The 3,906-nt window shown below is 29.2% G+C and carries 1 protein-coding gene; it reads right to left on the reverse strand.

Annotation, left to right across the window (positions count from 1 at the left end):
- On the reverse strand, positions 1 to 2,868 hold a 2,868-nt coding region (locus MBCUT_RS10180; protein WP_157082587.1), incomplete at its 3' end, for a beta strand repeat-containing protein.
- Between the last annotated feature and the right edge of the window lie 1,038 nt (positions 2,869 to 3,906).

A 3,906-nucleotide genomic window follows, 5' to 3' on the forward strand; every position in this document is an offset into this window, starting at 1 on the left:
TTCTTTGAAGAAAACGTTGTTAATAGCAGAGCTGTTATTGTAGTTAGGATTATCACTTAAAGTGATATTTAAACTATTAAGTCCTAAATTACCATACTGATAACCCACAAAAGTACCTGTACCATTAGTAAAAGTAACAATTTGTGAATGACCATTAATAATGACATTAAAGGTTTGACCAGCTAAACCACCAACACTAGTAGGAATACTAATAACCAAATCAACACTAGTATTATTCACAATAATAATCTCAGGAACAGTAATATTAGAAACACTACCTGGAAAAATAGTACCAATTAATGTGAAATTTCCAATAACAGTACCATTAGCATTAGTGAAATTAAAAACACCACCAGCAACAGTCTGTACAGGAACCTCTATAATACCCGGAGCATTCAAACTGAAATAACCATATAAAAGATCATTATAGAAAATACTGTTAAGACTTGGTAAATTACTAGCATTAGTACTATCACTAGTACCATTTAAATACATAGTATAATTAAAACTTAATGGATCACCAACAGTATAATCGGCACTAAGATCACTCATATTAGTAATACCAAGCACATAATAACTATTCACAACAACATTACTCATACCAGTTGGGACACCATTAAAACCCCAATAATTATAATCAGCATCAACAACAGCAGAAGAAGTACTAGCCTTATAAATAGTACTAGTAGACTGATTTAAAAATGCGTTATAATTCACAACAACACTAACATTACCATTAGTACCATTGGTTACAAGAATAGCTTTACCATTAGATGCGGCATTATTTACAAAAGTGGAACTAAGAATATCAACACTAACATTACCATTAGCACTGCTAGTTACAGTAACTCCTCCACCTAGATAAGATACACTATTATTAGTAAAAGTGGAATTAATAATACCAACGGTAACATTACTACTACCAGTCACATAAATTGCTCCACCCATATATGCACTATTATTAGTAAAAGTGGAATTATCAATACCAACGGTAACATTACCACTACCAGCCACATAAATTGCTCCACCATTAGTTGCGGTGCTATTTACAAAACTAGAATTAACAATATTAACACTAACATTACCATTAGTACCACTATTACTTACATAAACTCCTCCACCACTAGATACTTTGTTGTTTGCAAAAGTAGAATTAACAATACCAACACTAACAGTACCATTAGTACCAGCATTTATAGAAATTCCTCCACCATTACCAGTATTTGCGGTGCTGTTTACAAAAGTAGAATTAACAATACCAACACTAACAGTACCACTAGTGCCACTAGTCACATAAATAGCCTTAGCATCAGTTGCGGTGCTGTTTACAAAAGTAGAATTAACAATATCAACACTAACAGTACCATTAGCACCGCTAGTTACAGTAACTCCTCCAGCCATAAAAGATGCAGTATTATTAGTAAAAATAGAATTAAGAATATCAACACTAACAGTACCATCAATACCACTATTTACATAAACTCCTCCACCATTAATTGCGGTGTTATTTATAAAAGTGGAATTAACGATATTAACAATAGTAGTACCACTAGTACCACTACTTACAACAACTCCTCCACCACTAGCTCCTTTGTTGTTTACAAAACTAGAATTAACAATATTAACACTAACATTACCATTAGCACTACTAGTTACATAAAGTCCTCCTCCATCACCATTTGCGGTGCTGTTTACAAAAGTAGAATTAAGAATATTAACACTAACAGTACGGTTAGCAAGAGTAGTTACAAAAATTGTAGGACCATTAACATATAAAATACTGTAGTTAGGGTTGTTATTTATATATGTTGCGTTGTAGCTGTTATTAATGAAATTAGAATTATTTACTTCTAGATTACTAGTAGAATATAGTAAATTATAAATACCAACAGCTGTGGTTTTTTTACCAGTACCACCATTTGTGGTTATGGTTGTGTTTTTATTGTAGTTTCTTGTCTCATTATAATTGTTGATATTATTTTTGAAGTTGGATTGTGTGATAACTAAATCACCAGTATTAACAATCATTGCATACACATAACTAGTAGTCTGTTCACCAATAACAAGCTCATCATTAGGATTACAGATATTAATAATTATATTTTGGTCATTGTTCCAGTTGAATTGTCTGTTTGTTGTTGTTTTTATTGTGTTGTCTGTGAATTCAGATCTTGCGATATTAAGCCTACCTTTATTAACAATGAACCCAGAACCAACAACACTATTATTATAAATTGTATTATTAAAATACAAAGTAGTAGTATTAGTATAAGGAACATTCTGATAGTATTGATAGTTTATATTCATGTTATTGTTAATGAATGCTGAATCGATTATGTTCATTTGTCCATTATTACCAACAAGATAACCAGACTCAAAACTACCATCATTCAACACATCATTATTAGTATAAGTTACATTATAAAGAATATTAAACGATAAAATATTATCTGTAATCACACAGTTTTCTATTGTTATATAACCATTGTTATTTATCAAATAGGAATTATTACCAATTATTGCGTTCTTTATAGTTAGATTAGATAGTGTTAGTCTCACACCTGAGTTAATTGTGAATAACTTACTATCACCACCAAGATCAATAACCGTGTTGACTTTATTAGAACCTGTAATGGTTAAATTCTTATTTATTATTATGTCTTTATTGTTGTTGCCTGAATAAACACCATCAGACAATGTTATCTTATCATTAGCCATAGAGCTATTAACAGCACCAATAATACCACCATTAGTCGTATTAGTAATATTATGGTCTGCTGCAAAACTGTTTGATAAACCAACCATTGCAAACAAAGCAAAAAGCAACAATAAGATCATCACAAAAGACGTCTTTTTAAACTTATTCATAATATCTTTCACCTCATCAATTTAATTATATTCAAAATATGCCATCCAGCCATTATTATTAAAAAACTAAGAATGTTTAACAATTATCAGTAACTTACTTTATCAATAGATAATAAAAAAAATTCGTTAGTCATCTAAAGAACAGTTAGTATACTATTAAACTATTAACTTTTAATTACTGGACAAACATACTTATAGTAATTACCCATATATAAAGATATCAATTCTACACACCCCAAAACCAAAACAACAAGAAATAAAAACTTAGAACCAAAGCCATAGACTTCCCCCCCCCCCCCTTAAAGTTTAAATAATTTAAAACTATTTATATAAAAATTAAGCGAAAAATATCATCTTTTTAACAAAAACAACCTATATAAACCCACATCCCCTTTCCAATCCATCATTTTCATTTAAGAAATATGACGAAAAAATTCATGAATGAGCTATAATCCTCTAACTTATCCTATTTTCACATTATTTTACCCAAAACGCAACAAATAAAATCTCACTTACAATAACAACATCCACACAATATCTTTCCAAAAAAAAGAATTATGAAAAAAACACATGACACTTAACAAAAAAGGATTAAAAAAATCTAGAGAAATGTTAGAAAATTGGAAAGATTACAAAGGAATAAGAAGCAAAATCGAAGATTTTAATAAATTAATCAAATATTATTTATCTTTAATAAAAATACACCAATATAGAAAACAATCAATCCATTGAAAGATCTATCTAATGTATTTTTAGGATATACATCCATATAATTTGATTTGAGAACCAAACAAGTACTACAACTGTTCAGCGAAATGTGAAAAATCTAGGACCCTAAAAAATTAATAATTTTAATAATTGACTATTTTAATAATTAACTATACAAATTGAATTCAAAAGACTAAAAAATAATCAGTAGTTCGTAAAGTATTAATATTATGGTGGTGTGTATTATTATGTATGCAAACAAAAAACAACACACCACATAAGATATTATTGAATGATGATGTATTAAATCTTTCGGTGAATGTGGTTAAA

This window comes from Methanobrevibacter cuticularis (genome assembly GCF_001639285.1).
In the GTDB taxonomy this organism is placed as follows: Archaea; Methanobacteriota; Methanobacteria; order Methanobacteriales; family Methanobacteriaceae; genus Methanobaculum; species Methanobaculum cuticulare.